This window comes from Pseudomonas sp. DE0010, from assembly GCF_007680745.1.
In the GTDB taxonomy this organism is placed as follows: domain Bacteria; phylum Pseudomonadota; class Gammaproteobacteria; order Pseudomonadales; family Pseudomonadaceae; genus Aquipseudomonas; species Aquipseudomonas parafulva_B.
The window spans coordinates 1-2,883 of the sequence record NZ_VEJQ01000049.1 but is presented as its reverse complement, the minus strand read 5'-3'; the positions used below and the strand labels follow the sequence as shown (position 1 = coordinate 2,883).

The 2,883-nt window shown below is 51.3% G+C and carries 2 protein-coding genes and 2 pseudogenes; all 4 read right to left on the bottom strand.

Features of this window, described 5'->3' with window-relative positions; translation table 11 throughout:
* Positions 1 to 173: pseudogene (locus FS767_RS23610) on the bottom strand (hemagglutinin repeat-containing protein); the annotation flags it as partial.
* Between the two features lie 17 nt (positions 174 to 190).
* A pseudogene (locus tag FS767_RS23270) lies at positions 191 to 533 on the bottom strand (IS5 family transposase); the annotation flags it as partial.
* Between the two features lie 21 nt (positions 534 to 554).
* Positions 555 to 1,043, bottom strand: a complete 489-nt coding sequence (locus FS767_RS21530) for a hypothetical protein (protein ID WP_144968134.1) — start codon at positions 1,041 to 1,043, stop codon at positions 555 to 557.
* Positions 1,043 to 2,883 (bottom strand): Hint domain-containing protein (locus FS767_RS21520; protein WP_256674301.1); only part of this gene is annotated, 1,841 nt, incomplete at its 5' end. The genes FS767_RS21520 and FS767_RS21530, both read right to left, overlap by 1 nt.

Sequence of the window (2,883 nt, the reverse complement as noted above, 5' to 3'; positions counted from 1 at the left end):
CCCTTGGCCGCATCGAGCGTGATGTCACGGCCCTGAATGTTGATATCGCGCCCCGACTGCAACTGTCCGCCGCGGATACGCACATCATTGTTGGCAGCGATGTTCAAGTCGTTGCCGGCATCCAACGTCGAGCCGCGATTGCTCGTTTGCGACACAACTTGGCGACTGCTTTCCTTGCTGTTGCCGAATTATCACAGGCGGGATGAATCTTGTTGGTCAATCTGCCTCGGCTACGGCCGAGACAGTGGTAATGCGGTTCCTGCGGGCCCCTTATTTTCAGCACCGCTGGCTGCTCGGGTAGCTCGGATGGATGTCGAATCGATCATCGAGGTATCCAAGTCGATAAAGCCGTCTTCACGCAAGCGAAGGGGTAAATGGCGCAAAGCCTGCTCGAAAGTGCCGTTGTCACGCCATTGCCAGAAGCGTCGGTAAACGGTTTTCTAAGGCCCAAAGCGCTCTGGAAGATCACGCCATTTGGCGCCTGAGCATAAGATCCAGAAGATGCCGTTGAGCATCTGACGATCGTCGCGCCTAAAACACTGAAAGCTTGCGATTTATAGCCCATAAGAGTTTATTAATTTATATAATTCATCGACCGACAAGAGAGAAGGAGCGATTAACTTTTCGAAGCTTGCATCATCATGACTGAGCTTAAAAATATCGGAAAAATTACTGAGCACTGCTAGAAAATTTAGCATTAAAACTTGATCGACATCTATCGCCCCTTCATCCATCTCTATGACCATAGCAAAATTAGACTCCACCGCTAACCTGTCAATCAAACCAGAGGATTTCAAGTAAGCATTCAGTTTTTCATCCTTCAAAATCTCAATACGTATAAAAGGCTCAGGACTTTGCTTTTTGCTCCAAAGTGGATTAACCTCCCACTTGTTAACCTTTATGTCCAAATAATCGGAATCTTTGATTGTTTCTCCACCTTGAATATGCGAAGTTGGCAGATCACCCCACGATCTATTAATCAAATCTTGTCTCTCGGGGAGGCTTGAATTTTTATTAAAAATTGTTAAGTATTTTATACTCATCACATATTTCCAGTATCTTGAAGTTTCTTAAGTGCCTTTTCAGCATTCTTTATCAGCTGATCTCTAACAGACTTAGGCTGTCTTTTGAAAGCTGCATTGATTTGCGGCCCAAGCGGCATGTATAAATCCGGCCTAAAGTCAACGATTGAATCTTTGCCACCGCCGGACTGTATTTGAAGCTTGCCGTTAGGCTCGATATCCACGCGTAGAAGTCTCTTACGACCATTTACAACTGCTTCTACTGGCCTGCCAATAGTCTCGCTTGCTTTGATAACGCCCTTATTATTGCCCTGAGAAATATCACAGGGTCCCACATTGTGAACCCACGTTTTCAGATCACCCACATAGAACGTGTGGCCGACATCCACCGTCAGGTTATACGTCTTACCCACCGGCAGATACAGCTCCAGCGACTCAACTTCCGACGAGCTATTCTCTGAATCCCCATCTGCCAGCGATTGCAGGCGATCGCCAGGTTTCAGGTCGATAACAGAAACAAAGTCGCGCTGCGCTGGCACATAAAACGGATGGCTAGGAGTGACGAGCAGAGTTTCGCCCGATACCGCTTCACTCGCACGTATGCTCTTGAGCTTGAGACGATAGATGGGTTGGTCTGAGCGCTGGTGAGTGGCCAGGACTCTAGCCGCAAAGGGTTTTCCGCCTCGCTCAGGCTTGGTCCAAACTATGTCGCCGACTTTGAGTGATTCAATAACGCGATCACCCGCAGGTGTCGACACCTTTGTCCCCGCAGCAAAACAGCAGGGAGCCCTGTCAGAGGGTCGGGACTCGCTGTGCGGTTTCTCGACAGAAACTGTCTTGCGCTCGCCATGAGCTTTACGGCCTGGAACTGCCCCTGTCAAAACAGAAGCAATTAACTTGCCCCCGCCTACCAGTGAATTTTCAAACTCATTCCTTTCATCGAGCGTCATGCCCTCCAGGCTGTCGGCAACCGCTTTGCCCAACAGATCACTGTACTGAGCGACTTTATCTTCAAACGCTTTACCAACGGGTGTCTTAGCGACTACTTGAAGCACAGCGTATTGCGCTACGCCTTTGGCGCCCTGGGCAACGGATAGCAGTACCCCAACGGCCTCCTGTTGATCGGGATGCGCTTGAATATAGTCGCTGATCGTTGCCATCGAGCGCAGAGTGGACTGCGACAATGTGAGTTTTTCTGTATCGAGCTCAGTGATGTTTAGGGGCGGTAGTTCCAGTGCCTGATCACCACCCGCATTGGCCTCTAACGCAGCGCGCAATGGCGCTAAAGGTTCCAGATCAATGCCTGTCAGATAACCGATTTCTTCGATAACCGTTTGCTGGAATTCGCGGTCGGCGAGAAGCTGCATACCCTGTTCGCTCGTCGCGCCTGCCTGCATGATTGCGTCGAGCGAGGTTTCGGCAAAGTTCTCACCCATCCGAGCAACAACCTGGGCATCCATCTGACGGCCCGTACTACGCTCGATCCTGTTGATCATGCGTGCAAAGTCGCGGCCCGCCGTCTCGTAGTTCTGTTTCGCCGTTTCGTCGTATTGCGTGAGCTGCTCCATCCACCGCTTGGTCGTCACGGTCGGCGAACTTACCGCCTCCACCGAAGACTTGGTCACATACAAATCAGTCCGATGCTCATCGTCCTTCGTGACTTCATAAGCCCTGCTCACATCCCGGTTCAAACCAGCGGTCGAGTCCTGCCCTGCGTTATCCCCACGCACCACCACATCGCCCGCACCCACCGTGCCCCGCACGATCTGCTGGCGATCCTTGTTGTAGTTCCAGCCCTCTACGCTCCAGCCGTTCTGGCCCTGATCGCCCTTGCCTACCTGACTCGGGTCTTGCGTGGTGT